This window comes from Irregularibacter muris, from assembly GCF_024622505.1.
GTDB lineage: Bacteria > Bacillota > Clostridia > Eubacteriales > Garciellaceae > Irregularibacter > Irregularibacter muris.
Genome location: NZ_JANKAS010000028.1, coordinates 1 through 3,083, shown reverse-complemented (window position 1 = coordinate 3,083; position 3,083 = coordinate 1). Strand labels below are relative to the sequence as shown.

1 rRNA gene is annotated in these 3,083 nt (G+C 49.8%); it reads left to right on the top strand.

From position 1 onward, the window contains the following. The first annotated feature begins 85 nt into the window (after positions 1-85). A 23S ribosomal RNA gene (locus tag NSA47_RS15230) occupies positions 86-2,996 on the top strand. Positions 2,997-3,083 lie beyond the last annotated feature (87 nt).

Sequence of the window (3,083 nt, the reverse complement as noted above, 5' to 3'; positions counted from 1 at the left end):
AAGAGAAATTATGTTCTTTGAAAACTACACAAGGAAAACAATAAAGAAAAAGTATATGGACGAAAGTCCTATACAATTTCGTCAAGGTCAAGCTAGTAAGAGCGTAGGGTGAATGCCTTGGCACCAGGAGCCGATGAAGGACGTGACAAGCTGCGAAAAGCTTCGGGTAGGCGCAAATAGCCGATAAACCGGAGATATCCGAATGGGGAAACCCGGCTGGGAGAAGCCCAGCCATCCTATAGTGAATAAAATAGCTATAGGGAAGGCAAACCAGGGGAACTGAAACATCTAAGTACCCTGAGGAAGAGAAAGAAAACTCGATTCCCTAAGTAGCGGCGAGCGAAAGGGGAAGAGCCCAAACCAGTAAAGCTTAGCTTTACTGGGGTTTAGGAATAGACATAAAAGTCTTGAATCTTTAGCCGAGTATAGCTGGAAAGCTAAGCCATAGAGAGTAAAAGCCTCGTAGGCGAAAAAGAGAAAAGATGAGTCTATCTCCAGAGTACCACGGGACACGTGAAACCCTGTGGGAAGAAGGGGGGACCACCCCCCAAGGCTAAATACTCCCTGGTGACCGATAGAGGATAGTACCGTGAGGGAAAGGTGAAAAGAACCCCGGAAGGGGAGTGAAATAGAACCTGAAACCCTATGCTTACAAGCAGTGGGAGCACCAAGGGTGTGACCGCGTGCTTTTTGTAGAACGAACCAGCGAGTTACGGTCTGTAGCAAGGTTAAGCACTTGAGGTGCGAAGCCGCAGGGAAACCGAGTCTTAAGAGGGCGAATAAGTTGCAGGCTGTAGACCCGAAACCGGGTGACCTACCCATGGCCAGGGTGAAGTTTTGGTAAAACAAAATGGAGGCCCGAACCCGTGTCTGTTGAAAAAGGCTGGGATGAGCTGTGGGTAGCGGAGAAATTCCAATCGAACTCGGAGATAGCTGGTTCTCCCCGAAATAGCTTTAGGGCTAGCGTTAACCGTTGAATCATGGAGGTAGAGCACTGAATAGGCTAGGGGGCGTCAAGCTTACCGAACCTTATCAAACTCCGAATGCCATAGATTTTAAGGTTAGCAGTCAGACTGCGGGAGATAAGTTTCGTAGTCAAGAGGGAAACAACCCAGACCATCAGCTAAGGTCCCCAAGTGCAAGTTAAGTGGGAAAGGATGTGGGATTGCATAGACAACCAGGATGTTGGCTTAGAAGCAGCCATTCATTGAAAGAGTGCGTAATAGCTCACTGGTCGAGTGATCCTGCGCCGAAAATGTCCGGGGCTAAAATTTGCCACCGAAGCTATGGATATATTTATATATGGTAGGGGAGCATTCCCTATGGATTGAAGATAGACTCGTGAGAGCTATTGGACTGTAGGGAAGAGAGAATGCTGGTATGAGTAGCGAAAGTGAAGTGAGAATCTTCACCATCGAAAGCCCAAGGTTTCCTGAGGAAGGCTCGTCCGCTCAGGGTAAGTCGGGACCTAAGCCGAGGCCGTTAGGCGTAGGCGATGGACAATCGGTTGAAATTCCGATACCACCTTGTTATGTTTGAGAGATGGAGTGACACAGGAGGATAAGTTAACCAGAGTGTTGGTGATCTCTGGCCAAGCAGTAAGGGAGATAAGATAGGCAAATCCGTCTTATTGTATTCTAAGCTGTGATGGGGAGCGAAATTTAAAGTAGCGAAGTAACTGATTTCACACTGTCGAGAAAAGCTTCTATTGAGTAACAAGGTGCCCGTACCGCAAACCGACACAGGTAGGCGAGGAGAGAATCCTAAGATGATCGGGAGAAGTGTTGTTAAGGAACTCGGCAAAATGACCCCGTAACTTCGGGAGAAGGGGTGCCACCCTCGGGTGGCCGCAGAGAAATGGCCCAAGCGACTGTTTAGCAAAAACACAGGTCTCTGCTAAATCGAAAGATGACGTATAGGGGCTGACGCCTGCCCGGTGCTGGAAGGTTAAGGGGACTGCTTAGCGTAAGCGAAGGTATGAACTTAAGCCCCAGTAAACGGCGGCCGTAACTATAACGGTCCTAAGGTAGCGAAATTCCTTGTCAGGTAAGTTCTGACCCGCACGAAAGGCGTAACGATTTGGGCACTGTCTCAACAACACACCCGGCGAAATTGTAGTACTCGTGAAGATGCGAGTTACCCGCGACAGGACGGAAAGACCCCGTAGAGCTTTACTGCAACCTGACATTGGATTTCGGTATTACATGTACAGGATAGGTGGGAGACTGAGAAGCTTGGACGCCAGTCTAGGTGGAGTCGCCCTTTGGATACCACTCTTGTAATGCTGAAATTCTAACCAGTGGCCGTGATCCGGTCATGGGACATTGTCAGGCGGGCAGTTTGACTGGGGCGGTCGCCTCCGAAAGAGTAACGGAGGCGCTCAAAGGTTCCCTCAGAATGGTCGGAAATCATTCGAAGAGTGCAAAGGCAGAAGGGAGCCTAACTGCGAGAGAGACATCTCGAGCAGGGACGAAAGTCGGACTTAGTGATCCGGTGGTACCGAGTGGAAGGGCCATCGCTCAACGGATAAAAGCTACCTCGGGGATAACAGGCTTATCTCCCCCAAGAGTCCACATCGACGGGGAGGTTTGGCACCTCGATGTCGGCTCGTCACATCCTGGGGCTGTAGTAGGTCCCAAGGGTTGGGCTGTTCGCCCATTAAAGTGGCACGCGAGCTGGGTTCAGAACGTCGTGAGACAGTTCGGTCCCTATCCGTCGTGGGCGCAGGAAATTTGAGAGGAGCTGTCCTTAGTACGAGAGGACCGGGATGGACATACCTCTGGTGTACCAGTTGTACTGCCAAGTGCATAGCTGGGTAGCTACGTATGGACGGGATAAGCGCTGAAGGCATCTAAGCGCGAAGCCCCCCTCAAGATAAGATTTCCCACAGAGTAATCTGGTAAGACCCCTTATAGACCATGAGGTTGATAGGTCAGAGGTGTAAGTGTAGCAATACATGGAGCTGACTGATACTAATCGGTCGAGGGCTTGACCTAAAAGAATTTTCCTTGTGTAGATTTCAAAGAGCATAAACTCTAAGAAAGATTCCGTGACAATAGCGGAGGGGTCACACCTGTTCCCAT